At 72.2% G+C, this 24,450-nt stretch carries 24 protein-coding genes; 12 read left to right on the top strand and 12 right to left on the bottom strand.

The features are described 5' to 3' along the window. Positions 1 to 70: 70 nt before the first annotated feature. Positions 71 to 1,795, bottom strand: coding sequence for an acyl-CoA dehydrogenase family protein (locus A3Q37_RS07270; RefSeq protein WP_065479322.1), 1,725 nt, complete (start codon positions 1,793 to 1,795; stop codon positions 71 to 73). 66 nt (positions 1,796 to 1,861) lie between these two features. After that, positions 1,862 to 2,455 (bottom strand): PadR family transcriptional regulator, encoded by a 594-nt coding sequence (locus A3Q37_RS07265; protein WP_065479319.1) that lies wholly within the window; start codon positions 2,453 to 2,455, stop codon positions 1,862 to 1,864. 213 nt (positions 2,456 to 2,668) lie between these two features. Between A3Q37_RS07265 and A3Q37_RS07260 the strand changes: the two genes are divergently transcribed. Then, positions 2,669 to 2,995 (top strand): plasmid stabilization protein, encoded by a 327-nt coding sequence (locus tag A3Q37_RS07260; RefSeq protein WP_065479316.1) that lies wholly within the window; start codon positions 2,669 to 2,671, stop codon positions 2,993 to 2,995. Between the two features lie 51 nt (positions 2,996 to 3,046). Here the strand turns inward: A3Q37_RS07260 and A3Q37_RS07255 are convergent, their stop codons facing one another. Genes A3Q37_RS07255 through A3Q37_RS07245 form a run of 3 tightly spaced genes read right to left on the bottom strand, consistent with a single transcriptional unit; the run spans position 3,047 to position 5,110 of the window. Then, positions 3,047 to 4,078 carry an iron-containing redox enzyme family protein gene (locus tag A3Q37_RS07255; protein WP_065479314.1) on the bottom strand — a complete coding sequence of 344 codons (1,032 nt, stop codon included), beginning with the start codon at positions 4,076 to 4,078 and terminating at the stop codon, positions 3,047 to 3,049. Continuing rightward, the gene (locus A3Q37_RS07250) at positions 4,075 to 4,338 is read right to left on the bottom strand and encodes a CDGSH iron-sulfur domain-containing protein (protein WP_065479313.1); all 264 of its coding nucleotides are present in this window, start codon (positions 4,336 to 4,338) and stop codon (positions 4,075 to 4,077) included. The genes A3Q37_RS07255 and A3Q37_RS07250 overlap by 4 nt, the downstream gene beginning before the upstream one ends. A gap of 13 nt (positions 4,339 to 4,351) precedes the next feature. Then, positions 4,352 to 5,110, bottom strand: a complete 759-nt coding sequence (locus A3Q37_RS07245) for a HemK2/MTQ2 family protein methyltransferase (protein ID WP_079137695.1) — start codon at positions 5,108 to 5,110, stop codon at positions 4,352 to 4,354. A gap of 231 nt (positions 5,111 to 5,341) precedes the next feature. Between A3Q37_RS07245 and A3Q37_RS07240 the strand changes: the two genes are divergently transcribed. Further along, positions 5,342 to 6,028, top strand: coding sequence for a DNA alkylation repair protein (locus A3Q37_RS07240; protein WP_065479555.1), 687 nt, complete (start codon positions 5,342 to 5,344; stop codon positions 6,026 to 6,028). 18 nt (positions 6,029 to 6,046) lie between these two features. On the opposite strand, the gene A3Q37_RS07235 is transcribed toward A3Q37_RS07240, so the two are convergent. Then, entirely contained in the window at positions 6,047 to 6,871 is an 825-nt protein-coding gene (locus A3Q37_RS07235; RefSeq protein ID WP_369691444.1) for an MFS transporter, read from the bottom strand. Here A3Q37_RS07235 and A3Q37_RS07230 point away from each other — a divergent pair. Next, positions 6,855 to 7,469, top strand: coding sequence for a TetR/AcrR family transcriptional regulator C-terminal domain-containing protein (locus A3Q37_RS07230; protein WP_255311757.1), 615 nt, complete (start codon positions 6,855 to 6,857; stop codon positions 7,467 to 7,469). The two genes, A3Q37_RS07235 and A3Q37_RS07230, sit on opposite strands and share 17 nt — an antisense overlap. On the opposite strand, the gene A3Q37_RS07225 is transcribed toward A3Q37_RS07230, so the two are convergent. From A3Q37_RS07225 to A3Q37_RS07210, 4 genes are read right to left on the bottom strand one after another with little or no spacing between them, the layout of a single operon-like run. Next, complete coding sequence (locus A3Q37_RS07225) at positions 7,456 to 8,601, bottom strand: XdhC/CoxI family protein (RefSeq protein WP_065479310.1); 1,146 nt, start codon at positions 8,599 to 8,601, stop codon at positions 7,456 to 7,458. The two genes, A3Q37_RS07230 and A3Q37_RS07225, sit on opposite strands and share 14 nt — an antisense overlap. Then, positions 8,594 to 10,747 (bottom strand): xanthine dehydrogenase family protein molybdopterin-binding subunit, encoded by a 2,154-nt coding sequence (locus A3Q37_RS07220; RefSeq protein ID WP_065479306.1) that lies wholly within the window; start codon positions 10,745 to 10,747, stop codon positions 8,594 to 8,596. Before A3Q37_RS07220 ends, A3Q37_RS07225 begins: the two co-directional genes overlap by 8 nt. Beyond that, on the bottom strand, positions 10,744 to 11,736 hold the full coding sequence (locus A3Q37_RS07215) for a xanthine dehydrogenase family protein subunit M (RefSeq protein WP_065479303.1): 993 nt from the start codon (positions 11,734 to 11,736) through the stop codon (positions 10,744 to 10,746). The genes A3Q37_RS07220 and A3Q37_RS07215 overlap by 4 nt, the downstream gene beginning before the upstream one ends. Further along, entirely contained in the window at positions 11,733 to 12,338 is a 606-nt protein-coding gene (locus A3Q37_RS07210; protein ID WP_065479300.1) for a (2Fe-2S)-binding protein, read from the bottom strand. Before A3Q37_RS07210 ends, A3Q37_RS07215 begins: the two co-directional genes overlap by 4 nt. Before the next feature lie 195 nt (positions 12,339 to 12,533). Here A3Q37_RS07210 and A3Q37_RS07205 point away from each other — a divergent pair, with 195 nt between their 5' ends. Together A3Q37_RS07205 and A3Q37_RS07200 are read left to right on the top strand one after the other, a co-directional pair. Beyond that, on the top strand, positions 12,534 to 13,118 hold the full coding sequence (locus tag A3Q37_RS07205) for a TetR/AcrR family transcriptional regulator (RefSeq protein WP_065479297.1): 585 nt from the start codon (positions 12,534 to 12,536) through the stop codon (positions 13,116 to 13,118). A gap of 149 nt (positions 13,119 to 13,267) precedes the next feature. Continuing rightward, entirely contained in the window at positions 13,268 to 15,094 is a 1,827-nt protein-coding gene (locus tag A3Q37_RS07200) for a cytochrome c biogenesis protein DipZ (RefSeq protein ID WP_065479293.1), read from the top strand. Here A3Q37_RS07200 and A3Q37_RS07195 read toward each other — a convergent pair. Beyond that, a complete protein-coding gene (locus tag A3Q37_RS07195) occupies positions 15,073 to 16,620 on the bottom strand; it encodes an aromatic amino acid ammonia-lyase (RefSeq protein ID WP_065479290.1) in 1,548 nt (515 codons plus the stop codon). The genes A3Q37_RS07200 and A3Q37_RS07195 overlap by 22 nt on opposite strands. Positions 16,621 to 16,771: 151 nt before the next feature. On the opposite strand from A3Q37_RS07195, the gene A3Q37_RS07190 reads away from it, so the two are divergent. From A3Q37_RS07190 to A3Q37_RS07175, 4 genes are read left to right on the top strand one after another with little or no spacing between them, the layout of a single operon-like run. After that, on the top strand, positions 16,772 to 17,839 hold the full coding sequence (locus A3Q37_RS07190; protein ID WP_065479551.1) for an ABC transporter ATP-binding protein: 1,068 nt from the start codon (positions 16,772 to 16,774) through the stop codon (positions 17,837 to 17,839). Then, positions 17,836 to 18,486, top strand: coding sequence for an ABC transporter permease (locus tag A3Q37_RS07185; RefSeq protein ID WP_065479287.1), 651 nt, complete (start codon positions 17,836 to 17,838; stop codon positions 18,484 to 18,486). The genes A3Q37_RS07190 and A3Q37_RS07185 overlap by 4 nt, the downstream gene beginning before the upstream one ends. 3 nt (positions 18,487 to 18,489) lie before the next feature. Beyond that, entirely contained in the window at positions 18,490 to 19,161 is a 672-nt protein-coding gene (locus A3Q37_RS07180; protein WP_065479284.1) for an ABC transporter permease, read from the top strand. A 58-nt stretch (positions 19,162 to 19,219) separates the two neighbouring features. Next, complete coding sequence (locus tag A3Q37_RS07175; RefSeq protein WP_065479549.1) at positions 19,220 to 20,152, top strand: ABC transporter substrate-binding protein; 933 nt, start codon at positions 19,220 to 19,222, stop codon at positions 20,150 to 20,152. A gap of 12 nt (positions 20,153 to 20,164) precedes the next feature. On the opposite strand, the gene A3Q37_RS07170 is transcribed toward A3Q37_RS07175, so the two are convergent. Further along, entirely contained in the window at positions 20,165 to 21,088 is a 924-nt protein-coding gene (locus A3Q37_RS07170) for an AEC family transporter (RefSeq protein ID WP_065479281.1), read from the bottom strand. 323 nt (positions 21,089 to 21,411) lie between these two features. On the opposite strand from A3Q37_RS07170, the gene A3Q37_RS07165 reads away from it, so the two are divergent. The 3 genes from A3Q37_RS07165 to A3Q37_RS07155 all read left to right on the top strand — a co-directional run bounded on the left by A3Q37_RS07165 (position 21,412) and on the right by A3Q37_RS07155 (position 24,425). After that, the gene (locus A3Q37_RS07165) at positions 21,412 to 22,257 is read left to right on the top strand and encodes an MIP/aquaporin family protein (RefSeq protein WP_065479279.1); all 846 of its coding nucleotides are present in this window, start codon (positions 21,412 to 21,414) and stop codon (positions 22,255 to 22,257) included. A 28-nt stretch (positions 22,258 to 22,285) separates the two neighbouring features. Next, on the top strand, positions 22,286 to 23,803 hold the full coding sequence (gene glpK, locus A3Q37_RS07160) for a glycerol kinase GlpK (protein WP_065479276.1): 1,518 nt from the start codon (positions 22,286 to 22,288) through the stop codon (positions 23,801 to 23,803). A gap of 94 nt (positions 23,804 to 23,897) precedes the next feature. Continuing rightward, positions 23,898 to 24,425, top strand: coding sequence for a GNAT family N-acetyltransferase (locus tag A3Q37_RS07155; RefSeq protein ID WP_065479273.1), 528 nt, complete (start codon positions 23,898 to 23,900; stop codon positions 24,423 to 24,425). Positions 24,426 to 24,450: the final 25 nt, after the last annotated feature.

Raw genomic sequence — 24,450 nt, 5'->3', positions numbered from 1 at the left:
GGTGGATCTCCAGATTAGTTCCGGCGAGGCGGGGGTGTCCGGGGAACGGGCCGCCCGGCGTCGCCGTCGGTCACTCAGCCATCTCGTACGCCCCCGACAGCGCCTCCACACGCTCCCAGATCCGGGCCGAACGCTCCGCGTCGACGACCGGCCGGCGGACCGCGCCCAGCGCCCACTCCTGCTGGTCCTCGGTGGCGGAGTCCTTGCCGTGCAGTTCGACGGCGTGCGCGGAGAAGTCGCGTACGAGCACGGCGAACAGCTCGTCCAGCAGCTCCTCGTCGAGGCCGGTCAGGCGGGCCTGCTCCAGGATGAGCTGGCCGTGGACGACGAGGGCGAAGAGCTGGCCGACGGCGAGGAGGAGGTCCAGGTCGCGGCTCTGCTCCTCGTCGGGGGCGGCCGTCTCGACGAAGGTGCACAGGGCGTCGGCCTGCTCGCGGAAGCGGGCGACGTTGGCCACCTCGGCGTACGCGTCGAACGCGGTGCGCCAGTCGTGGAAGCGTACGGAGCCGAGGCCGCGGGCCGGACCCTGCCGGAAGAGGAACGCGTCGTCGGCGGCGTCGAGACGGGTCGGGACGGCCGGGTAGTCGACCGGGTTGAGCAGGTGGTTGTGCATGAACTTCAGGATCAGCGCGAGGTTCACGTGGACCGTGCCCTCCAGCTTGGGCAGGCCCCGGATCTCGATGGCGGCCTGGGCGAAGTAGTTGTCCTTCTCGAAGCCCTTGGCGGCGATGACGTCCCACATCAGGTCGATGACCTTCTCGCCCTCCGTGGTCACCTTCATCTTCGTCATCGGGTTGAAGAGGAGGTAGCGGCGGTCGTCGGGCCCGGCGGAGCGGAAGTAGTCGACGGCGCGGTCGCTGAACAGCTTCATCCCGACGAGCCGGACGTAGGCGTCGGTCAGCTCACGGCGCACGTGCGGGAAGGCGGTGACCGGGCGGCCGTAGAGGATGCGGTTGCTCGCATGGGTGACGGCCTCGTACATCGCGTGCTCGCAGATGCCGATGGAGGCGGTGCAGAGGTTGAACTTGCCGACGTTGACGGTGTTGAGCGCGGCGTCGAAGGCGGCGCGGCCGGTGTGCAGGATGTCGGCGGGCGCGACCGGGTAGTCGGCGAGGCGGAACTCGCTGACGTACTTGGAGGAGTCGACGACGTTCTTCACGAGCCGGTACGCCTCGTGGCGGCTGTCGGCGGCGAAGAAGACGTAACCGTCGGGGCCCTCGACGTCGGTGCGGCGGCCGAAGACGGAGACGAGACCGGCGGCGTTGCCGTTGCCGATGTAGTACTTGGAACCGGAGGCCAGGAAGCCGCCGTCGCCGTCCGGCGTCAGCAGCATGTCGGTGGAGTAGATGTCGGCGCCGTGGGTCTTCTCGGAGAGGCCGAAGGCGAACACCTCACCCTGGGCGAGGAGTTCGGCCGCCCGGGCGCGGGCGTCGGCGTTGTCGCTCTGCCAGACCGGGCCGAGGCCGAGGATGGTCACCTGCCAGGCGTACCAGTAGTCGAGGCCGTAGAACCCGAAGATCTCGTTGAGGGCGGCGATCCGGGCGGTGTCCCAGCGCTGGTCGTCCTTCCCCGCGGCGGAGGCGGGGGTGAGGAAGGTGGCGAACAGGCCTTCCCGCGCGGCGAAGTCGAGGAAGTCGCCGAGCCAGGCGCGGGAGCGGTAGTCCTCGATCAGCCGGCGCTTGCCGCGCGCCTCGAACCAGTCGACGGTGGCGCGGAGCAGCCTGCGGGTCTCCGGGTCGAAGTGCTCGGGGTCGTAGGTGTGCGGGTTGAACAGGAGCGACGCGGACTCGGCCATGGCGGGTGCCTTCCGGGAGGGTGAGGGTTTCTTCGGTGGTACGGAGGTGGCGGGCGGGTGCGCCGTTCAGGCGCCGGGGCCCGCCGCTTCGAGCCGGTCGCCGGGGCTCGCGGCGTCGAGCCGGTGGAGTGTGGCGAGTACGTCGTCGAGCCAGGCGATCGTCATGCGCTCGTACGCGATGCCGCCCCGCAGCACGACGTGCTGGAGTTCCTGGCCGACGTCCTGCGGCGCGGGGGCGTCGGGCCCGGTGAAGTCGCGCAGCTCCCCGGCGAGGTAGTGCGCGAGCCGGTCGCGGTGCACCTGGCGGTGGCGCTCGACCTCGTCGATCAGGGCGGCCGGGTCGTCGAAGGCCGCGCCCCGGATCTTCACGGCGAGATCGTGCCGCAGACTCTCCGGCTCGATCGGCTTGTGCAGCCACGCGGCGAGGGCGGCGCGGCCGGACCCGGTGACGGAGTACTCCTTCTTGTCCGGCCGCCCCTGCTGCTCCACCTCACGGACCAGGAGAAGGCCGTCGGCGACCATGCGGCCCAGTACGCGGTAGATCTGCTGGTGGGTGGCGGTCCAGAAGTACCCGATGGACCGCTCGAACCGCCGGGCCAGCTCATAGCCGGAGCCGGGCCGCTCCAGCAGGGAGACGAGGATCGCGTGGTCGAGGGCCATACGGCGATCCTTCTATGCAACTCGTTGCATAGACAAGTCGTGGGGCCCGGGTGAGACACGGCTCACCTGGGGCAGGGGCGGGGACCCCTTTCGACGCCTCCACGGGCACTGTCGCGGTGTGCGCTGTTTAGTGGGGTTCGTACGGGAAACGCGAGGGGCGTCGCCTCGGACCGACACCCCCCGGACGAAGAAAGACGAAGAAAGGAGCACGCCATGCCGGCCGGATCGAACAAGAAGCGTGAGCGGCAGTACGAGCACATCAAGGAGAGCCAGGAGGAACGGGGCGCGTCGGAGGGCCGTGCGAAAGAGATCGCGGCCCGGACCGTCAACAAGCAGCGCGCCCGGTCCGGCGAGTCGAGGACGGCCAGCAGGACGTCGACGCAGGACAGGAAGTCCGCCTACGAACGCGGCGGTGAACGCTCCCACAAGGGCGCGCAGGGCCCGACGAAGGATCAGCTCTACGCGGAGGCGAAGAAGAGGAACATCGACGGGCGTTCCTCCATGAACAAGGAAGAGCTGCGCAAGGCCCTCGGCCGCTGACGCCCGGACGGCGGCCGCTCCCGCCCCCGGCCCGACCTCCCCGGGTGGCCCTCAGGACGGCAGAGGTGTGCGCAGTGCCGATCTGCCCGCGCGCCACGCCGCCAGCAGGTGGTCGCCGAGGAGGTGCTCCAGGTGGCCGGTCGACTCGATGCCCAGGACCACGTCGGCGGCCAGGGCGGGTTCGTCCTCCAGCAGGCCGGCGATCACCTCGTGGCGCACCACCTGTTCGTGGACCGCGTCGGCCTCCACGTGTTCGTCGTAGAACCGTTGCGCGGCGGGGCCCGCGCCGACGCGGCGCAGGGCCTCGGCCAGTCGTCTCGACCCCGGGGACGAGGTGATCTCCACCGTGGCGAAGTGCCCGACCAGGGCGCCGCGCAGCCGCCGGTGCAGGCCGAAGAGGGACATCAGGTTGACCGTGGCCAGGGCCTGGGCGGGTGCGGCGTCGACGTAGTGGCCGTACCGGGCGTCCAGGCCGAGGTCCGTCATCAGGTCGGCGAAGAGCTGGGCGTGGACGTTCTCCGCCCGCCCCGCGCCGAACTCGTCGAACTCCACGGCGACCATCGCCGCCTTCGCCCGGCCCCGGAGCCTGGGCACCACCCACAGATGCGGATCGGCCTCCTTGAGGTGGTAGAGCGAGCGCACGGCGGCGTACTCGCGCAGCTGCCACAGCTCGCCCTCCCGCCGGAGGTGGTGGCTGACGCCGTGGCCGTCGTCCCCGACGGGTTCCAGCTGGAGCGCGTCCACCGCCCCGGCCACGTCCTGCCCGCCCGGGCCGGCGTCGCGGCGCAGCGCGTCCAGGAAGACGTCCTCGGCCGCCGCGCGCACGCCGAGCAGGGCGGGGTCCCATTCCAGCCGCTCGTCCACCCCGGCGAACCCGCGGTAGTGGAGCTCGTACAGGACGTACAGGAGGAGCTGGAGGTCGTCCCCGTACGGGTCGGAGCGGCGGACCTCGTCGGTGGCGGGGAGGCGGGTACCGCTGCCCGCCAGCACGGCGAGGCCGCTCTCGCTCAGGGGTCCGCGCGCCGTCGGCAGGGCGGGGGACGCGACGGGGCTGCCGGGCGGGGTGGTGGCCTGGGTCGTCACGGTCGGGGCTCCTCCTCGCTCTCCTCGGGCGGTCGGCCGTCCGGACGGCCTTCCTCCGGCTTTCGGCCGTCCGGGCGGCCTTCCGCGGGCCCGGCGGGCTTGCGGCGGCGGTGGCTGGTGTCGCACCAGGGGTAGGCGCGGCTGCGGCGGCAGGTGCAGATCGCGACGACGAACCGGTCGGACCTGGTCGTCGTGCCGTCGTCGCCGACGACCTCGACCGGCCCTTCCACCAGGATCGGGCCTTCCCGGTTCAGCACCACACGGCGCGGTGTCTCATTCCTTACGACCACGGATCACCACCAGTTCCTCCCGCTCCAGCCGGTCCCGCAGCAGGCCCCGGTCCCGCAGCCAGGCGGCCCGGCGGCGGGTGACCGGTCCGAACGGGATCGTCACCCGGTCGGTCACGGAGACGTCGAGCCCGGCCGCGGACAGCCGGCCGACGGTCTCCTCCGGGCGGCTCAGCCCCGACTGGACCAGCAGGAGCAGACCGCCGGGGCGCAGCGCGGCGGAGGCGTCGTCGCAGATGCGGTCGAGGATCACCCGGCCGTCGGGGCCCGCGTCCCAGGAGCGGCCGGACCCGTGGCGCGGCACGGACAGGCCGGGGGCCGGAACGTACGGGGGATTGCTGACGACGGCGTCGAACGTACGGCCCGGCAGCGCCCGCAGCAGGTCTCCCCTGCGTACGGTGACGGACAGGCGGGCGAGCGCGGTGTTCAGCCGCGCGGACGCCACGGCCCGGCGGCTGATGTCCACGGCGGTGACGCGGGCGCCGAGCCGGGCGGCGTGCAGGGCCAGCGCGCCGCTCCCCGTGCACAGGTCCAGCAGATCCGTACCCGGGCCGATCCTCTCGCGGCGCATGGCGAGGGCCAGCAGCAGCGTGTCGGTCTGCGGGCGGTACACCCCCGGAAGCCGCACGACCCGGCCCGGACGCGGGGCCGCCCCGGACTCCGGTGGGGCCGGGGCAGGGGCGTACGGCAGGACCTCCGGCGTCACGGGGTCGTCCTCGCCCTCGGAGAGCCGTACCCCTCGCATCGTGTCCTCCTGTGCGGTCAGCAGTGGTTCCACCGTCGAGCGGTTCATGTCTCCTCGCCAGCGGGGCAGAGCCCGGGGGGTCCGTCACCGGGCGGTCCGGCGGTCGGTGGCTCGCGCCGCTGTACCGGAGTGACCCCGTACAGCTCCGCCGAACACGCGATCCGCCGTTCGTGGAGCCGTCGTACGCTGAACCTGCCGTTCCGACCGACGGACAACGGACAGGAGACCGAGGTGGCCACGGAGAGTCCGGCCGGCACGACGCCGGCGGAGATCATGGCCGAGCTGGCCGCGCTGGAGGACCCGCGGGCCCGCGCGGTGAACGAGAAGCACGGCGACGACCACGGCGTGAACCTCGGCAAGCTGCGGGCCATCGCGAAGCGGCTCAGGACGCAGCAGGACCTCGCGGTCCGGCTGTGGGAGACGGACGACACCGCGGCGAGGCTGCTGGCGCTCCTGATCTGCCGCCCGAAGGCGTTCGGACGTGACGCGCTGGACCGTATGCTGCGCGAGGCCCGCGCACCCAAGGTGCACGACTGGCTCGTGAACTACGTGGTGAAGAAGAGCCCGCACGCCGAGGAGCTGCGCGTGGCCTGGTCCGCCGATCCGGATCCCGTGGTCGCGAGCGCCGGCTGGGCGCTCACGACCGAGCGGGTCAGGAAGAAGCCCGAAGGCCTCGACCTCCCGGGGCTGCTGGACGTCATCGAGGCGGAGATGAAGGACGCCCCGGACCGTCTCCAGTGGGCGATGAACCACTGCCTGGCCCAGATCGGCATCGACCACCCCCGGCTCCGCGCCCGCGCCGTCGGCATCGGTGAGCGCCTGGAGGTGCTCAAGGACTATCCGACCTCTCCGGGCTGTACGTCTCCGTACGCACCGGACTGGATCGCCGAGATGGTGCGACGGCAGAACGCCGGGTAGAAGGCGCCCCGCCGGTCCTCACTTCCCGGCGGGAGCGGGATCGCCGTCCTCCTCCGCGGGAGCGGGGGCGGGTGCGGAAGCCGGCTCGGTGGCCGGGACGCGGCGCGGGCTGACGAGCGTGACGGTGGTGAGCACGGCGACGACCGCGAGCGCCGCGGACACGGCCAGGACGGCTCGGGCGCCGTCGGTGACCGCCTCGGCGCCGGAGCCGCCCCGGAGGGCGTACACCGCACCGAGCGCCGCGGTGCCGACACCCGCGCCGAGCGAGGCGAGGGTGGAGACCGTCCCCGCGACCATGCCGACGCGTTCGGGGGCCTTGACCCGCACGGCGACCGCCATGACGGGTGCGCCGGCGATCCCGCCGCCCGCCCCCCAGGCGAGCAGCGGCACGACGAGCGCCCACCAGGGCGAGTCGGGGGTGATCAGCAGGGCCAGGCCGGCGCCCTTGAGCGCGTAACCGGAGCCGATCACCAGGCCCGGGGGCCGTTCGCCGATGAGCTTGGAGCCGACCATGCCCATGACGATCTGGGCGAGGAAGATCGGGGTCATCAGCAGGCCCGCCCCCGTCGGGCTCATGCCGAGGCCGTCGGAGAAGTACAGCACCAGGTGGACCGAGCCGCCGATGGTCAGGACGCGGGAGAGGAGCACGGCCAGCATCGCGCCGGAGAACGCGGGGCTGCCGAACATCCGCAGTTCCAGCGTCGGCGCGGGCACCTTGAGCTGGACGGCCAGGAAGGCGGCCAGCGCCACGCAGGCGGTGAGCAGGACCGCGGTGTCCTGCCCGGACCAGGGTGTGTCGCCGGAGCCGAGCATCAGCACCGTCGCCGTGCCGAGACCGAGCACGAGGAGCAGGCTGCCGAGCCAGTCCGTCCGGGCCGGAGACCTGGAGGTTTCGCCCGCCGTCCCCGGAGCGTGGGGCAGCACCCGTACGGCCAGGACCCAGGCGGCCAGGCCGAGCGGCAGGTTGACCTCGTGGAACCCACCCCCGCTGCACGCCGCGACCTGGGAGACCTCCGTCGCGGACTACGCGGGTTCCCTGCGGGCGCTGTACCGCCGCTGGCCCCGCGCCCTGCTGGTCTCCCTGGAGGAGGACACACCTCCGGTCTCGGTCCACCCCAACCGCCTGCTCAACCTGGACCGATTCCTCCGGCTCCTGCGGGACGTGGGCCTGGACATGCCCTCGGCGCTCGCGGCGCACCGCCATCTCTCCCTGCTGGTCCTGTCCTTCGTCCTCGTGGTCGACGGACCGGCGGACCGTGCGGATGACAGTCCCGGCGAGGGCGGGCTCGTTCCCGACGCCTGGCTCGCCGACCACGCCGACCTGGACATCCCCACCCTCCGGGAGGCCGCCGCGCTGCCGCTGCCCACCCCGGACGAGCAGTTCGACGAGCTCGTCTCGGCCGTCGTCGACCGGATCCGCGGCGGCCTCAGAGCCGGCTGACGACCCGTCGTTCCGGGCCGGGCTCCCGGTGGATGGGGTCCGCTCCCCCGGTCAGCGGCAGGCCCGTGCCGCCGCGCCGGGCCGCGACGATCTCCGCCGCGATGGACAGCGCCGTCTCCTCCGGCGTACGGGCTCCGAGGTCCAGGCCGATGGGCGACCGCAGCCGCTCCAGCTCACGGTCGCCGAGACCGGCCTCGCGCAGCCGCCGGGTCCGGTCCTCGTGGGTGCGGCGCGACCCCATCGCGCCCACGAACGCGGCGGGCCTCCGCAGCGCCTCCATGAGCAGCGGCACGTCGAACCGGGCCTCGTGTGTGAGGACGCACAGCACGGTACGGGCGTCGGTGCGGGTGCGCCGCAGATAGCGGTGGGGCCAGTCGACGACGACCTCGTCGGCCTCGGGGAACCGGGCGCGGGTGGCGAAGACGGGCCGCGCGTCGCACACCGTCACATGGTGGCCCAGGAACTTGCCGGCCCGGACCAGCGCGGCGGCGAAGTCGACCGCGCCGAAGACGATCATGCGGGGCGGCGGCACGCTGGTCTCGACGAGCAGGGTGAGCCCGCCGGGGCAGTGCGAGCCGTCCTCGGAGAGGGCGACGGTGCCGGTGCGGCCGGTGTCCAGCAGGGCCGAGGCCTCGGCCGCCGCCGTACGGTCCAGCTCCGGGTGGCCGCCGAGGCCGCCCTCGTGGGATCCGTCGGCGCGGACGAGCAGCGCTCGCCCCAGGAATCCGTCCGGGCCGTCCACCACCCGGGCGAGGGCCGCCGCCTCGCCGGACACCGCGGCGGACAGCGCGGCCCGCAGCACCTCACGCTCCGGCGAGCCGGACCGTACCGGCGTGACCATGATGTCCAGGACGCCCCCGCAGGTCAGTCCGACGGCGAAGGCGTCCTCGTCGCTGTAGCCGAAGCTCGTCCGAACGCTCTCGCCGGATACGAGGGCCTGGGCGCACAGTTCGTAGACCGCGCCCTCCACACAGCCGCCGGAGACCGAACCGATCGCCGTGCCCTCGCTGTCGACGGCGAGGGCGGCTCCCGGCCCGCGCGGCGCGCTGCCGCCGACGGAGACGACGGTGCCGACCGCGAACTCCCGGCCCTCCGCCATCCATCGGTGCAGCTCACCGGCGATGTCAAGCATCCACCGCTCCCCCGGCGGGCGCCCGCCCGGTCGCGGCGAGGACCCGGTCGGGGCGGATCGGCAGATTCCGGTGGCGTACGCCGGTGGCGTGCCAGACGGCGTTGGCGACGGCCGCCGCCGCGCCCACGATGCCGATCTCCCCGACGCCCTTGATGCCGACCGGGTCGTCCGGGTCGTGGTCGTCCACCCAGTCCACCTCGATGGCGGGGGTGTCGGCGTGCGTGGCGACGTGGTAGCCGGCGAGGTCGGGGGCGTAGTGGCCGCCGGTGTTGCGGTCGCGGACCGCCTCCTCGTGCAGGGCCATGGAGATGCCCCAGGTCATCCCGCCGACGAGTTGGTTGCGGGCGGTGAGCGGGTTGACGATCCGGCCCGCCGCGAAGACGCCCAGCATGCGGCGCACCCGGATCTCGCCGGTGGCGGTGTCCACGGCGACCTCGGCGAACTGCGCGCCGAACGAGTGGCGTTCCTTCCGCGCGAGCGCCCCGAGGGCCTCGGTGGTGTCGGAGCGTACGGTGATGCCCTCCGGCGGGATCGACGTGGTCATCGCGAGCCGCTCGCGCAGTTCGGCGGCGGCCTCCGTGACCGCCCAGGCCCAGGAGCGGGTGCCCATGGATCCGCCGGCGATCATCGCGGGGCCGAAGTCGCTGTCGCCGATGCGGACCCGGACCTGTTCGGGTGCGGTCTCCAGCGCGTCGGCGGCGATCAGGGTGAGCGCGGTGCGGGCTCCGGTGCCGATGTCGGCGGCGGTGATCCGTACGGTGAAGGAGCCGTCGGCCTCCGCCGTGACCAGGGCCGTCGAGGGGGCGGCCCCGGCGCCGAAGGAGGCCGCGGCCGTGCCGGTGCCCAGCAGCCAGCGTCCCTCGCGGCGGACACCGGGGCGCGGGTCGCGGTCCGCCCAGCCGAACCTGCGGGCTCCTTCGCGGAAGCAGGCGGCGAGGTTGTTGCTGCTGAACGGGAGTCCCGAGACGGGGCCGACGTCCGGCTCGTTGCGCAGGCGCAGTTGGATCGGGTCGATGCCGCCGCGTTCGGCGAGTTCGTCGAGGGCCGCCTCGATCGCGAAGGATCCCGGGGCCTCCCCCGGTGCGCGCATCCAGGTCGGGGACGGCACGTCGAGCCGGACGACGTGGTTGGCGGTGCGGTGGGCGTCGGCGTCGTACAGCACCCGGGCGACGCCCGCGCCGGGCTCGACGAACTCGTACACCGTGGACGTCTGGTTCAGTGAGCGGTGTTCCAGGGCCAGGAGTCGGCCGTCGGGGGCCGCGCCGAGCCTGACCCGCTGGGTGGTGGGGCTGCGGTAGCCGCCGAGCGAGAACGTCTGACGCCGGGTCAGTACCACGCGTACCGGGCGCTGGAGGGCGGTGGCGGCCATCACGGCGGACACCTGGTGGGCGCGCAGGCCCTTGCTACCGAAGCCGCCGCCGATGTGTTCGGAGCGCACCCGCACCGAGGACGCGTCGAGCGAGAACATCGTGGCCAGTTCGCCCTGGACCCAGCCGGCGCCCTGGTTGGAGTCGACGACCTCCAGCCGGCCGCCCTCCCACCGGGCGGTCGCCGCGTGCGGCTCCATCATGCTGTGCTGCTCTTCGGGGGTGGTGTACTCGGCGTCCACCACGAAGGCGGAGGCGGCGAGTTGTGCCTCCAGGTCGCCCTTCTCCGTCTCGGCGGGCATATGGCCGGCGGCGGGGTAGGCGCCGGGGTGGTCCGCGTGGAGCGCGGTGTCGTGCGGTTCGCTGTCGTACGTCACCACGAGCGCTTCGGCCGCCTCTCTGGCCTCCTCGGGCGTCTCGGCGACGACGAGGGCGACCGGCCAGCCGGCGAACGGCACCCGGTCGTTCTGGAAGACGGCGCAGGTCGGGTCGGGCGGGGTGCCGAGCATGCCGACGTAATCGACGTTGAGGCGGGGGGCGTTGCCGTGGTGGAGCACGGTGAGCACGCCCGGCATGGCGAGGACCGGGGCGGTCTCCACGTCCAGGATGCGGCCACGGGTGACGGTGGACAGCACGAGCCAGCCGTGGGCCAGGTCCGCGAAGGGGATCTCACCCGCGTAGCGTGCCGCGCCGGTGACCTTGTCACGACCCTCGATACGGGTACGGGCGGTGCCGACGGCCCCGCGGAGCGCCGAGGGGCCCGGGGTGGTGGTCGTCATCGGGCGTCCTCCCCGGCGAGTTCGGTCAGGACGGAGACCACGAGGTTGCGCATGAGGGTCACCTTGTATCCGTTGCGGGGCAGCGGCCGGGCCGCGGCCAGCTCGGCGTCCGCGGCGGCGGCGAAGGCCGCACCGTCGGCCGGTGCGCCGGCCAGAACGGCTTCGGCCGCGCGGGCGCGCCAGGGACGGGAGGCGACGGCCCCGAGGGCGAGGCGCGCCTCGCGTACACGGCCATCCTCGATGGTGAGCGCGGCGGCGACGGAGCCGATGGCGAAGGCGTACGAGGCACGCTCGCGCACCTTGCGGTAGCGGGAGCGGGCGGCGACGGGCGCGGCGGGCAGAGTCACATGGGTGATCAGCGCGCCGGGCGGCAGGGCGGTCTCGCGGTGCGGGGTGTCGCCGACGGGGAGGTAGAAGTCGGTGATCGGGGCTTCGCCGGGGCCGTCGGCGCTCTCGTAGGAGACGACGGCGTCGAACGCGGTGAGGGCCACCCCCATGTCGGAGGGGTGCACGGCCACGCAGTGGTCGGAGGCGCCGAGAACCGCGTGGTTGTGGTGCTCGCCCGCGACGGCGGGGCAACCACTGCCGGGGGCCCGCTTGTTGCAGGGCTGGGAGACGTCGGTGAAGTAGCCGCAGCGGGTGCGCTGGAGGAGATTGCCGCCGACGGTGGCCATGTTGCGCAGCTGCCCGGAGGCTCCGGCCAGCAGGGCCTGGGTCAACGCCGGGTAGCGGCGGCGGACTTCGGGGTGGACGGCGAGGTCGCTGTTGGTGACGGTCGCGCCGATGCGCAGGCCGCCGTCCGCCGTGGGTTCGACGCGGTCCAGGGGGAGTTCGCGCACGTCGACGAGGAGGGCGGGGCGTTCCACGCCGGCCTTCATCAGGTCGACGAGGTTGGTACCGCCGCCGAGGTAGCGCGCGTCGGGGCCGGCGGCGAGGAGGGTGACCGCGCCGGTGACGTCGTGGGCGCGCTGATAGCCGAACTCCCTCATACGGCGGCCTCCTCGGCGGCGTGTTTCTCGGCGGCGTGTTTCTCGGCAGCGTGTCCCTCTGCGGCGCGCTCCCCGGCGGCGCGGGCGACGGCCTGGACGATCGAGACGTACGCGCCGCAGCGGCACAGGTTGCCGCTCATCCGCTCGCGGATCTCCTCGGGCGTCAGCGGTGGCGGCCCCGCCTCGGGAGCCGGGTCGTCGGTGACGGCGCTCGGCCAGCCGGCCGCGTGTTCCTCGATGACGGCGATGGCCGAGCAGATCTGGCCGGGCGTGCAGTAGCCGCACTGATAACCGTCGAGGTCGAGGAATGCCTGCTGGACGGGGTGGAGTTGATCCCCCTCGGCCACGCCTTCGATGGTGGTGATCTCGCGCCCCTCGGCCGCGACCGCGAGGCTGAGGCAGGAGACGACGCGCCGCTGGTCGACCAGGACGGTACAGGCGCCGCACTGCCCCTGGTCGCAGCCCTTCTTGGTGCCGGTGAGGTCGAGGCGTTCACGCAGGGCGTCGAGGAGGGTGGTGCGGTGATCGACGGGCAGGTGATGCTTCTCGCCGTTGATGTTCAGGGTGATCGCACTGGACGTCGACGAGGGCGCTGGGGCCATGTTCAGCCTTCTCTGGTGTCGGGTGACGAGGAAGGAACCCGGGCCCCGGTCGGCGACCGCGGGCCCCGGCCGGGAGTAAGGTAGCCCTAACCGGACCACTGTCCGTTTATCCGGAGAACGTAACGGACAGCTGTCCGGTTAACAAGGACGGGTTTCGGCCACGCACCCGAGTCCGGCCACCCCCGAGGAGGATCCGTGTCCCAGCAGCCGAAGAAGGACACCGCCCTGCGTTCGGACGCCCAGCGCAACCGCGAGCGCATCCTGCGCGTGGCCACGGTCGAGCTGACGCTGCGCGCGGACGCCCCGCTGAGCGCGATCGCCAAGAAGGCGGGGGTCGGGCAGGGCACCTTCTACCGCAACTTCCCCCACCGCGAGGCGCTCGTCCTGGAGGTCTACCGCTACGAGATGCAGCAGGTCGCCGATACGGCGTGCGAGTTGCTGCGGACCCGCCCGCCGGAGAGGGCCCTGCGCGAGTGGATGGACCGCCTCGCCCGCTTCGCGATGACGAAGGCGGGCCTCGCGGACGCGATCCGGCTGGTGACCAGCGCACCCGGCGGCCCCGCCCGGCCCGGCCCCACCCCGGTCATGGAGGCGGCCGGAACCCTGCTCCGCGCCTGCGAGGACGCCGGCGCCATCCGCTTGGGGGTGACGCCGGACGACTTCTTCCTCGCGATCGCCGGTCTCTGGCAGCTCGATCCCCACGAGGACTGGGAACCGAGGGCCGGTCGGCTCCTGGACTTCGTCATGGACGGGCTGCGCGTGGGGGCGCCCGGCCGGTGACCGGCCGCCCGACGCTGTGCCGCCGGACCGCGTGATGACGCCCCGTGAGCTGCGCGGCCTCCCCGCCACCAATCCGGCGATCGCCCGGCGCCGAATAGGTGGTGAGGGCCGCGGACACTCCCGCTCTCTCCCGCGAGAGGCGGTGCGCCATGGTCACCCTGATACTGATCGGCCTGCTGGGCGGACTGATCACCGCGGTATCCCCCTGCATCCTGCCCGTCCTGCCGGTGGTGTTCCTGGCGGGCGGCACCGGCAGGGGCGAGGACGCGGGAGAGCCGGCCCGGTCCCCCGGCGGAGCCGGAGCCGAAGCCGGCGGTGAGGGTGGGACGGCGGACGACAGCGGGGCCGGGCGAACGGCGGACGGTGCCGTGGCCACCGCTCCCCCGCTCGCCCCCGCACGCGCGCCGCGCAATCTGCGTCCGTACGCCGTGGTCGCCGGGCTCGTCGTCAGCTTCGCGTTCTTCACCCTGCTCGGGGTGACGATCATCTCCGCTCTCGGCCTGCCGCAGGACATCCTGCGTTACGTGGGTCTGGGGCTGCTCGTCCTCATCGGTCTGGGCCTGATCCTCCCGCCCGTCGAACGCCTGCTGGAGAAGCCCTTCGCCCGGCTCCCGCAGCGCCAGGTCAACAAGGAGGGCGGCGCCTTCGCTCTCGGGCTCGGCCTCGGTCTGCTGTACGTGCCGTGTGCCGGACCCGTCCTGGCGGCGATCACCATCGCGGGCGCCCGGGGCGAGATCAGCTCCGACATCGTGGTGCTGACCCTGTCGTTCGCCGTGGGCACCGCCGTACCGCTGCTCCTCTTCGCCCTGGCCGGGCGCCGGGTCGCCGAACGGGTCGCCGCTTTCCGCCGCCGCGCCCGAGGGCTGCGGATCGCCGCGGGCTGTCTGATGATCGCCCTCGCGGTGGGCCTGGCACTGGACGTCACGGCGGCGATCCAGCAGTCCCTGCCCGACTACACCTCCGGCGTGCAGAAGAAGATCGAGGACAGCGACGCCGCCCGGCAGCAGTTGTCCGGCCTGTACGACAACTCCAACAAGGAGCTCTCCCGCTGCGAGGACGGCGCCGACGAACTCCGCTCCTGCGGGCAGGCCCCGCCGCTGGAGGGCATCGACTCCTGGTTCAACACCCCCGGCAACCGGCCCGTGGACCTGAAGAGCCTGCGCGGCAAGGTCACCCTGGTCGACTTCTGGACGTACTCCTGCATCAACTGCCGGCGTGCGGTGCCGCATCTGCGGGACTGGGAGCGCGCCTACCGGGACGCCGGACTGCGCGTCATCGGGGTGCACTCCCCCGAGTTCGCCTTCGAGAAGAAGCGGAGCAACGTCGTCTCCGGCGCCGAGAAGCTCGGCGTGACCTGGCCCGTCGCCCTCGACAACGACCTCACCACCTGGGACAACTACCGCAACCGCTTCTGGCCCGCCAAGTATCTGATCGACGCCGACGGCACCGTGAGGTACTTCAAGTTCGGCGAGGGCGAGTACGACAAGACCGAGAAGATGATCCGCGAGCTGCTCCGGCAGGCGGATCCCGCCGTCGTCCTGCCGAAGCCCACGGGCCGCGCCATGGACGATCTGGCCTCCGACCGGACGCCCGAGACCTATCTGAGCAACCTGCGCATCCGCGGATACGTCGGCACACCCCTGGTGGACGACCGGCCGGCCGTCTACCGCTTCCCGAAGGGCGATCTCCCGGTCGACAAGCTTTCACTGGACGGCACATGGACGGCCGGGTACGAGAAGTTCACGGCCGGAAAGGACGCCCGGCTGGCCTTCACCTACCGCGCGAAGAACGCCAACCTCGTTCTCGCGGGCACCGGGAAGGTCACCGTCCTCGTGAACGGCGAGGCGACCAGGACCGTCAGCGTGACCGGGTCGCCGACGCTGTACCGCCTCACCGACGACGAGGACGCCCGTACCGCACGCCTCGAACTGCGCCTGGACGAAGGCCTCCAGGCCTACGTCTTCACCTTCGGGTGAGCCTCCGGGGCCGCCCCCGGACCCGAGTCCGCCCACAGCTCGGCGAACCGGTCCAGCAGCCCGGCGGCCGCCGCCACGTCGTCCGTCAACGGCCGGTCGGCCGACTCCGCGTCGAGCACCGAGGCCGCGAGTTCGAAGGCGCGGCCGACCGGCAGTTCCGGGTCCAGGCGCAGCTCCCGCTGACGCAACGCCCGTACGGCGGCGACGAGTTCGCATCCCACAACGAGCCGGAACGCCTCGCACGCCCGCAGGGTCTGCCGGGCCGCCAGCGAAGCGAAGCTGGCCTGCTCCTCGACGCCCCGCGAGAGCACGGCGTGCCCGAGCGAGGCGGGTGCGGAGTAGGCGCGCAGGTCGCCGAGGGCCGCCCCGGCCGCGTACTCGAGGATCATCACGCCCGAGGACGCGGGCTCGCCGTCCGCGAGGAAGGGGCGCAGCCGGGTGAAGCCCGGTTCGTTGAGGGTCGAGAGGCGGGAGGTGGAGAGCCGTGCCACCTGGGTGACCGCCAGCCTGAAGTGGTCGAGCGACAGGGCGAGTTGGGCGAGGTAGAAGCCGCCGTGGTGGTAGGCGGCCATGTCGTCGGCCGAGATCAGCGGGTTCTCGGCGGCCGCGTTGATCTCGACCTCGATGACGCCTTCGAGCGCGTCCGCCGCGTCGTGCGCGGGGCCGTGGATCTGCGGCAGACAGCGGAAGCCGTACGGGTCCTGGATCCGGCCGAGCGGGGGCGTCGGGCGGTCGGGGGCGCCGAGCAGCAGCCGCGTCCGCTCCGCGACCGCGTACGAGCCGGCGTGCCGCCGCGCCTCGTGGACGGGCAGCGCGTAGGCCTCGTAACTGCCGTCGATCGCCATCAGGGACAGGGCCGCCACCACCTGGGTGGCGGCGATCAGGGCGCGCAGTTCGTGCAGGGCGAGGGCGGACTGGCCGAGGGTGAGGGCGTTGCTGCTGATCAGGGCGAGGGCGTCGTTGTTGTCGAGCGGCTGCGGTTCGGGGGCCAACCCCGTGCCCTGCCAGGGGTGTTCGCCCGCCAGCGCGAGGCCCATCTGCGCCAGCGCCGCGATATCGCCGGTGCCGACCGAGCCGAGGGCGTTGACCTTCGGGTGGGCGCCCGTCTCCAGGGCGTCGCAGAGCGCGGTGACGACGGTCGGGCGCAGTCCGGCGCCGCCCGCGAGGAGCTGGTTGGCGCGGACGGCGAGCATGGCGCGCACCTGCCGCGCGGGAAGCTCCTCGCCGATCGCTCCGGCGTGGCTGCGCAGCAGGCGCAGTCCGTGATCGGCCGCCGCCCCGGTGGGCACGGACTCATTCCGGTTCGCGCCGACGCCGGTGGAGCGGCCGTAGACACGCCCCCATGAAGCGATTTCCCGGGCGGCGTTCCAGGAGGCTTCCACGCGCTTCATGCCCTCGGCCGCCGGGACGGGCCTGGCGACGGATTCGGCCATGCGTACGACATCTGCGACCATCAGTCGGCGGCCGTCGAGGAAGACGACCGCATTGCCGCCATCTGCCGCCCTGTCCGCGATATGAGACGACATCAGTTGCATTTCCTCCTCTGTCGGGCACTCCGTCTTGACCTGCGGCCGTTGGTAACCAGGGATTTACGCCCGAGCGGCGACGACCTATTGACAAGCTATTCAGTCACCGAGAACTCTGCATGATGATATGCAGCCGGGCAAGGGACTCCTCATGATCCAATTCGACAAGGCCCACAAGCGCTTCCCGAACGGCACGACCGCGGTGCACGACCTCACGCTCGACCTGCCGGAAGGGGGCGTGACCGTCCTCGTCGGATCTTCCGGTTGCGGCAAGACGACCACGCTCCGCATGATCAACCGGATGGTCGAGCCGACCTCCGGGACGATCAGAGTGGGCGGCAAGGACGTCCTGGAACAGGACGCCGCCGAGCTGCGCCGCTCCATCGGTTACGTCATCCAGCAGGCCGGGCTCTTCCCGCACCGCACCGTCCTGGACAACATCGCGACCGTACCGCTGCTCCTCGGCTGGGGCCGCAGGAAGGCGCGGGCGCGGGCGGCGGAGCTGCTGGAGACGGTCGGCCTCGCCGCCGACGCGGGCAAGCGCTACCCGCACCAGCTCTCGGGCGGTCAGCAGCAGCGCGTCGGGGTGGCCCGCGCGCTCGCCGCGGACCCGCCGGTCCTCCTGATGGACGAGCCCTTCGGCGCCGTCGACCCGGTGGTCCGCACCCAGCTCCAGGACGAACTGCTGCGCCTTCAGCGGGAGTTGAACAAGACCATCGTCTTCGTCACGCACGACATCGACGAGGCCGTACGGCTCGGGGACCGCATAGCCGTCTTCCGTACCGGCGGCCACCTCGTCCAGTGCGCCTCCCCCGCCGAGCTGCTGGCCCGCCCGGCGGACGCGTTCGTCGCGGACTTCCTGGGCGCGGAGCGCGGTCTGAAGCTGCTGTCCCTGACGACGCTCGCCGAGGTCGCGCAGGGCCCCGCGCCCGAAGGCGCCCGCTGGCAGCTGACCCTGGACGCCGCCCGCAGGCCGCTGGCCTGGCGCGACAGCGAGAGCAAAGGCGCGGGCGAGAGCAAGGGCGGGGCGGAGATACCCGTCCGGCCCCTGCGGGACACCGACTCGCTGCTCTCCGCGCTCAACGAGTCGATCGCCGCGCCGAGCGGCCTGGTCGCCCGGGTCGACGCGGACGGCGTCCTCACCGGCGTCACCTCCCGCGAGGACATCCACGCCCGCGCCGGCCAGGTGCACAGCGCGGCGAGCGCGGTGGCGGCGTGAGTGTCGACTGGTCGTGGATAGCCGACCACACCGACGATCTCACCACCCTGACGCTCTCCCACCTCCAGGCCGCGCTGACCGCCGTCCTCCTCGGCCTGCTGATCTCGCTCCCGCTGGCCGTCGTGGCGCACCGGGTGCGCAGGCTGCGCGGGCTGCTCCTCGGCCTGTCGAACGTCCTGTTCACCATCCCGTCCATCGCGGTGTTCGTGCTCCTCCTCCCGGTCTCCGGGCTCACCCGCACCACCACCGTCATCGGCCTGACGATCTACACGCTCGTCGTGCTCCTGCGGAACACCGTGGAGGGCCTGGACTCGGTCCCCGCCCGGACGAAGGAAGCCGCGAAGGCCATGGGCACCCGGCCGCTGCGCACCCTGCTCACCGTCGAACTCCCCCTCGCCCTGCCCGTGATCATGGCGGGGGTGCGGATCGCGACGGTGATGGCGATCTCCCTGGTCTCCGTGGCCACGTACATCGGCGACGGCGGGCTCGGGCAGCTGTTCACCGACGGGTTCCAGCGCAACTTCCCCACCCCCGTCATCGTCGGCGTCGTCCTGACCCTGCTCCTGGCGATCGTCGCGGACGCGCTGCTCGTCACCCTCCAGTACGTCCTGACGCCGTGGAACCGCCGGCAGAAGCAGGGGGCCTGAACCGTGTACGAACTCCTCAAAGGCCTCGGCTCCTGGCTGGTCGGAAGCGAGCAGTGGACCGGCTCCGACGGCATCGGCCACCGGCTCGCCGAGCACCTCCAGTACTCGCTGCTCGCCACGCTCGTCGCGGCCGCCATCGCCCTGCCGGTCGGTCTGCTCATCGGCCACACCGGGCGCGGCGCGTTCGTCGCGATCAACCTGTCGAGCTTCGGCCGGGCGCTGCCCACGGTCGGCCTCGTGGTTCTCGTCTTCCTCGCCAGCGGACTGTCGATGTGGCCGGTCTACATCGCCCTGGTGGCGCTCGCGGTCCCGTCGATCGTGACCAACACGTACGCCGGGATGACGGCGGTCGACCCGGAGGTGCGGGACGCGGCGCGCGGCCAGGGCATGCGCTGGTACCAGGTCCTCTTCCGGGTCGAACTGCCCCTGGCGCTCCCCCTGATCATGACCGGGCTGCGACTCGCGCTGATCCAGGTCGTCGCGACGGCGACCATCGCCGCGTACGTCTCCTTCGGCGGGCTCGGCCGGTACGTCTTCGACGGGCTCGCCCAGCGCGACCTCGTGCAGGTCCTCGGCGGGGCCGTGCTCGTGGCGCTCGTCGCCGTCGTCCTCGACCTCGTGCTCTCCGCGCTCCAGCGCTTCCTGTTCCGCCACCGCCCCGCCCCGCAGTCCTAGGAGTCGGCCCCTCATGACCCGTACCAACCGCGAGAACCGCGTGACCCGCATGAACCCCATGAACCGCAGGGCTCTCCTCGGCGGGCTCTTCGCCGCCGCCACCGTCCCCGCGCTCGCCGCGTGCAGCAGCGGCATCACCTCCCTCGACGGGGAGGGGGCCGGTGCCGGGGGCGGCGGCTCCAGCAAGGGCGGCGTCACCATCGGCACCGCCAACTTCACCGAGAACCAGGTCCTCGGGTACCTCTACGCCGCCGCCCTCGAAGCGGCCGGGGTGAAGACCACCGTCCGCCCCAACCTGGGCACCCGCGAGATCCTCATCCCCGCGATCAGGGGCGGCGACATCGATCTGCTGCCCGAGTACCAGGGCGCGCTGCTGCACTACCTCGACACCAAGGCGACGGCCACCGAGGAGGGCACGATGCAGAACGCCCTCGCCATGCTCCTGCCGAGCGGCCTCCAGGTCCTCCCGTACGGCGAGGCGGAGAACGCCGACGCCTTCGCCGTGACCAGGGAGACCGCCGAGAAGTACGGCCTCAAGTCCCTGGCCGACCTGGCGAAGCACAACGGCAAGCTCGTCATCGGCGCGGCCCCCGAGGTCAAGAAGCGCACGGTGGGCTCGGTGGGCCTCAAGGAGGTGTACGGCGTGGAGTTCAAGGAGTTCAAGTCCCTCGACTCCTCGGGCCCGTTGGTCAAGGGAGCCCTGAAGAAGGGGGACGTGGACGTGGCGAACCTGTTCACCACCGACACCGACATCGCCGCCGAGGGCTGGGTCGTCCTCACCGACCCCAAGAACCTCATCCCCGGCCAGCACGTCGTCCCGCTGATCGCCGACCGCAAGGCCGACTCGACGGTCCGCAAGGCGCTGGCCCGCCTCGGGTCCGTACTGACGACGAAGGACCTCACCGAGCTGAACCGCCTGGTGGACAAGGACCGGAAGGACCCCGAGGACGTCGCGTACGCCTGGGCGGCGGAGCACGGCATCAAGAAGTAGCCGCGTCCGCCGTCAGCCCAGCAGCGCCGCGACGGCGACGAGCGCCGGAACCGACAGCAGGGTGGACAGGAGGACGGAGTCCCGCGCGAACCGTTCGGCGACCCGGTAGTGCGAGGCGTACGTGAAGAGGTTCTGGGCCGCCGGGAGGGCCGCGATCACGACGACGTCGAGCAGCGCTTCGCCGCGCAGCTGGAAGAGGCCCGCGCCGACGGCCCAGGCGACGAGCGGCTGGGCGACCGTCTTCAGGAGGGCGGACAGATACAGCGCGCCCCGGTCCTCCCCACGGCCCGGCCGTTCGGCGCCGCGCAGGGATATCCCGAAGGCGAGAAGGACCGCGGGGACCGACATGTTGCCGATGAGGACGAGCGGTTCGAGCACCGGACCGGGCAGGGTCAGACCGGATGCCGCCACCGCCACCCCGGACAGCGATCCGATCGCCATCGGGTTGCGCAGAGGGGTGGTCAGCCGCCGCAGGACCGACACCGGTTCCCCCGGGCGGCTGAGGTCGAGGACGGTCAGGGCCAGCGGGGTCACCAGGATCTGCTGGAGCAGCAGGACCGGCGCGACGAGCGAGGCGTCGCCGAGTACGTAGACGGCGATCGGGATGCCCAGGTTCCCGGCGTTGACGTAGCTGGAGCACAGGGCGCCGATCGTGACCCGCCCGGCGTCCCAGCGCAGGAACGGCCCGGCCACCGCGATGAACACGGCGGCGGCCGCTCCCGTGGCGATGGCCGTGACCAGCAGGCGCTGTGACAGGACGACGGACAGGTCGGCGCCCGCGAGCATCGTGAAGAGCAGGGCGGGGGTCGCGACGTTGAAGGCGAGCCGGGTCAGCACGGTGCGGCCGTCCTGCCCCAGGTAGCCGCGGCGCCCTATGACGTACCCGACGGCGATGACGGTGGCGATCACCGTGAATCCGGTGAGAACTCCCTGCATGTCTTCCTTGCGGGTGGATCAGGGGCGCGCGTGGTGCCTGGTGAGGAGGTGGCCAGCGTTTCAGACGGGTGTTCGCGCCCCCGAGGCGGGGTGGGTGCGGCACCCGGCCGGCAGATGGTCCGGTCGACTCGCCCGGCACCGTCCCGCGTTCCCCCTGATGGAGCCCCCATCAAATTACCGACCGGTAGCTTGAATGCCACGGAACGCACGCTCCGACCACCCAAGGACTGTCGCTCGAAATGCCCCTTTCGTTGAATCGTCTTAGCCTGCTGACACTGCTCGGATAGTCGACAGCCGGCGCCGTCGGCGGAAGGCGAGCTTCCATGGCTGAGCTACGTAAGAAGTCCGGACTGGTCGGCGAGATGTCGGCCGAGTTCGCGGGCACGATGATCCTCATCCTCTTCGGCTGCGGTGTCGTGGCCCAGGTGGTGGCGGGCGGAGCCCTGACGGATCCGGCCGGTGGGCTCGGGGACCACGACAGCATCGCCTGGGCGTGGGGGCTGGGCGTCACGCTCGGCGTCTATGTGGCGGCGCGGCTGAGCGGGGCGCATCTCAACCCCGCGGTGACCCTGGCGCTGGCCGCGTTCAAGGGGTTCCCGTGGAAGAAGGTCGCCCCCTACGCGGTGGCGCAGACGGCCGGCGCGTTCGTGGCCGCGCTGATCGTCCGCTGGAACTACAGCGAGGCGCTGGCGAAGGCCGACCCCGGGCACACCATCAAGACGCAGGGGGTGTTCTCCACCCTGCCCGCCAACGGCAACCCGGCGCTGCCGGTGCACGAGTGGGGCGCGTTCCGCGACCAGATCATCGGCACCGCCATCCTGCTGCTGCTGATCCTGGCCATCACCGACATGCTCAACACCCCGCCCGGCTCGAACATGGGCCCGTTCATCATCGGCCTGGTCGTGGTCGCGATCGGTATGGCGTGGGGAACGAACGCCGGGTACGCGATCAACCCGGCCCGTGACTTCGGCCCCCGGCTGGCGAGCTTCCTCACCGGTTACGGCGGGGCGTGGCGGGACCAGTACGGGAACATCTACTTCTGGGTGCCCATCATCGGCCCGCTGCTCGGCGGCCTGTTGGGCGCGGGGCTCTACAAGTTCCTCGTCGGACGCTTCCTGCCGTCCGCCGAACCCGAACCGCCGGGCCGGGTCCCGGCGTCCCAGGACTGAACCACAGCGTCCGGAGAGGCAGCACATCATGGCGGACTTCATCGGCGCGGTGGACCAAGGGACCACCAGCACCCGATTCATGATCTTCGATCACGGCGGCAACGAGGTCGCCAAGCACCAGTTGGAGCACGAGCAGATCCTGCCCCGGTCCGGCTGGGTGGAGCACGATCCCGTGGAGATCTGGGAACGCACCAACTCGGTGATCCAGAACGCCCTGCGGCACGGCGGTCTGTCGCCGACCGACCTGGTGTCGATCGGGATCACCAACCAGCGGGAGACCACGGTGGTCTGGGACCCGCGCAACGGGCGGCCCTACTACAACGCCATCGTGTGGCAGGACACCCGTACGGACGTCATCGCCGCGAACCTGGAGCGTTCGGGGAAGGGCGAGGTCATCCGCCGCAAGGCCGGGCTGCCGCCGGCGACGTACTTCTCCGGCGGCAAGATCCAGTGGATCCTGGAGAACGTCGACGGCGTACGGGAGGCGGCCGAGGCCGGTCACGCGATCTTCGGCAACACCGACGCCTGGGTCCTGTGGAACCTGACCGGCGGCCCGAACGGCGGTATCCACGCCACCGATGTCACCAACGCGAGCCGCACCATGCTGATGAACCTGGAGACCCTCGACTGGGACGAGGAACTCCTGGACTTCTTCGGCATCCCCCGGGCGATGCTCCCGAAGATCAACCCGTCGTCGCACCCGGACGCCTACGGCTCCACGCGCACCTCCCGGCCGCTGAGCGCCGCCATTCCCATCGGCGGCGTCCTCGGCGACCAGCAGGCGGCCACCGTCGGCCAGGTCTGCTTCTCCCCCGGCGAGGCCAAGAACACCTACGGGACCGGCAACTTCCTGGTGCTCAACACCGGTGCCGAGCTGGTCCGTTCGGAGAACGGGCTGCTCACCACGGTGGCGTACCAGTTCGGCGACGAACCGGCGGTCTACGCCCTGGAGGGGTCCATCGCCGTCACCGGGTCCGCGGTGCAGTGGCTGCGCGACCAGATGAAGATCATCAAGTCGGCGCCGGAGAGCGAGGAGCTGGCCCGCAGCGTCCAGGACAACGGCGGGATGTACTTCGTACCCGCGTTCTCCGGCCTGTTCGCACCGTACTGGCGCTCCGACGCCCGCGGCGCGATCGTCGGCCTGGCCCGGTACAACGACAACGCCCATCTGGCGCGGGCCACGCTGGAGGCCATCTGCTACCAGAGCCGCGATGTGGTCGAGGCGATGGAGCAGGACTCCGGGGTCCATCTGGACGTGCTCAAGGTCGACGGCGGCGTCACGGCCAACGACCTCTGCATGCAGATCCAGTCGGACGTCCTCGGCGTCGAGGTCAGCCGTCCCGTCGTCGCCGAGACGACCGCTCTCGGCGCGGCCTACGCGGCGGGGCTCGCCGCCGGTTTCTGGCAGAACACCGACGAGCTGCGCGCCCAGTGGCACGAGTCGAAGCGCTGGTCGCCCCAGTGGTCCGAGGAACAGCGCGCGGAGGGCTACGCGGGCTGGAAGCGGGCGGTGGAGCGCACCCTCGACTGGGTGAAGGTGCCCTGACGCGCTCGCACAGGTCCTGACACGCCCGCACAGGCCCTGACCCGCTCGCATAGGTTGGGCCGGTCCCTTCCGCCGTACCGACGAGGACCGGCCCATGCCCAGCAGTACCCGCATCCGTCTGATAGAGCCCGCCGACGCCGCCCCGATCGCCGCCCACCGGGTACGGGACGCCGAGGCGTTCCGGCCGTGGGAACCGGCCCAGCCGGACGACTTCTTCACCGCTCAGGGCCAGGCGGAGCGGATCGAGGGCCTGTTGGCGGGGTACCGGGCCGGCACGGTCTGGCCGGGAGTGGTGCTCGCCGGTGACGAGGTGATCGGGCAGATCACCGTCGGGGGCATCCTGCCGCAGCCGCATCTGCGCCGCGGCTCCGTCGGCTACTGGATCGCCTCCGTCGCCCAGAACCGGGGCCACGCCGGGAACGCCGTCGGGCTCGCCCTCCGCGTCATGAGGGAAGAGCTGAACCTGCACCGCGCCGAGGCGTCCACCAACCTGGAGAACCTGCCTTCCCAACGCGTGCTGCGCCGCAACGGGTTCACCCCGTACGGCGTCGCGCACGCCGCGATCTTCCTCGACGGGAGCTGGCGGGACGGGCTGCTGTGGGAGCGGATCCTCGGCGACTGAGCGGGCCGCGAGCGAGGTACCGGGC

It is taken from the genome of Streptomyces sp. PTY087I2 (genome assembly GCF_001687325.1).
Lineage (GTDB): Bacteria > Actinomycetota > Actinomycetes > Streptomycetales > Streptomycetaceae > Streptomyces.
Note: the sequence above shows the minus strand (reverse complement) of the source record. Positions and strands in the feature narration are given on the sequence as shown.

Coding starts and splice junctions, on each gene's coding strand:
- A3Q37_RS07270 (WP_065479322.1), bottom strand. CDS start 1,795: ATGGCCGAGTCCGCGTCGCTCCTGTTCAACCCGCACACCTACGACCCC.
- A3Q37_RS07265 (WP_065479319.1), bottom strand. CDS start 2,455: ATGGCCCTCGACCACGCGATCCTCGTCTCCCTGCTGGAGCGGCCCGGC.
- A3Q37_RS07260 (WP_065479316.1), top strand. CDS start 2,669: ATGCCGGCCGGATCGAACAAGAAGCGTGAGCGGCAGTACGAGCACATC.
- A3Q37_RS07245 (WP_079137695.1), bottom strand. CDS start 5,110: ATGCGAGGGGTACGGCTCTCCGAGGGCGAGGACGACCCCGTGACGCCG.
- A3Q37_RS07225 (WP_065479310.1), bottom strand. CDS start 8,601: ATGCTTGACATCGCCGGTGAGCTGCACCGATGGATGGCGGAGGGCCGG.
- A3Q37_RS07220 (WP_065479306.1), bottom strand. CDS start 10,747: ATGACGACCACCACCCCGGGCCCCTCGGCGCTCCGCGGGGCCGTCGGC.
- A3Q37_RS07215 (WP_065479303.1), bottom strand. CDS start 11,736: ATGAGGGAGTTCGGCTATCAGCGCGCCCACGACGTCACCGGCGCGGTC.
- A3Q37_RS07210 (WP_065479300.1), bottom strand. CDS start 12,338: ATGGCCCCAGCGCCCTCGTCGACGTCCAGTGCGATCACCCTGAACATC.
- A3Q37_RS07200 (WP_065479293.1), top strand. CDS start 13,268: ATGGTCACCCTGATACTGATCGGCCTGCTGGGCGGACTGATCACCGCG.
- A3Q37_RS07195 (WP_065479290.1), bottom strand. CDS start 16,620: ATGTCGTCTCATATCGCGGACAGGGCGGCAGATGGCGGCAATGCGGTC.
- A3Q37_RS07190 (WP_065479551.1), top strand. CDS start 16,772: ATGATCCAATTCGACAAGGCCCACAAGCGCTTCCCGAACGGCACGACC.
- A3Q37_RS07175 (WP_065479549.1), top strand. CDS start 19,220: ATGAACCGCAGGGCTCTCCTCGGCGGGCTCTTCGCCGCCGCCACCGTC.
- A3Q37_RS07170 (WP_065479281.1), bottom strand. CDS start 21,088: ATGCAGGGAGTTCTCACCGGATTCACGGTGATCGCCACCGTCATCGCC.
- A3Q37_RS07165 (WP_065479279.1), top strand. CDS start 21,412: ATGGCTGAGCTACGTAAGAAGTCCGGACTGGTCGGCGAGATGTCGGCC.
- glpK (WP_065479276.1), top strand. CDS start 22,286: ATGGCGGACTTCATCGGCGCGGTGGACCAAGGGACCACCAGCACCCGA.
- A3Q37_RS07155 (WP_065479273.1), top strand. CDS start 23,898: ATGCCCAGCAGTACCCGCATCCGTCTGATAGAGCCCGCCGACGCCGCC.